Below are 650 nucleotides of genomic sequence, written 5' to 3' on the forward strand. Positions count from 1 at the left end.
GTCGTCGTGCCGGATGCCGAGGCCGCCCGCGCCCTGTTCCGGGGCGACCGCACCCTGATGCTGCGCGCTGACCCCGCCGCCACCCGCAAGCGCGCCAAGGGCAAGAGCCGCGTGGCGGCGCAAGCGCTGGCTGACATGTCGGAGCGCGACCAGATCCTGTTCGACATGCTGCGCAGCTGGCGCACCGAGACCGCCAAGACGCGCGGCGTGCCGCCCTATGTCATCTTCCATGACCGCACCCTCGCCGAGATCGCCCGCGAGCGGCCCGTGGACGCCGACGAGCTGCGCCTGATCAGCGGCGTTGGCGAGAAAAAGGCCCAGCGCTATGCCGAGGATGTCTCCCGCATCGTCGGCGAGGCAGCCTGATCGCGCTGGCTGCTGTCACAGGTTTTCGCGCGGACAGGCAGGTCCAGCCTTGACCCGGCGCGCGTGGCACCTCACCTATAGGCTCAACCAGATTTCCCGCCTTTCGGAGTCCTCATGAACCTTTTGCACCGCCTCGATGACGAGACAGAAGAAAAGCCTCAGTCCGAGCCGAACGCCTTCCTTGAGGAAGCGCTGTTCAAGGCCCGCACCATCCTGCTGACAGGCGGCATCGATTTCCATGCCGCCCGCCGCGTCAGCCAGCGCCTGCTGGCCTTGTCGGCCGA

General features: G+C 67.7%; 1 protein-coding gene. It reads left to right on the forward strand.

The genetic code is table 11. From position 1 onward, the window contains the following. Positions 1-366, forward strand: a 366-nt coding sequence (locus tag B4F73_RS11505) for an HRDC domain-containing protein (RefSeq protein WP_290483310.1), incomplete at its 5' end; no start/stop codon positions are given. Positions 367-650: the final 284 nt, after the last annotated feature.

Origin of the sequence: Hyphomonas sp. UBA3601, assembly GCF_002375605.1 — a bacterium.
Lineage (GTDB): Bacteria > Pseudomonadota > Alphaproteobacteria > Caulobacterales > Hyphomonadaceae > Hyphomonas.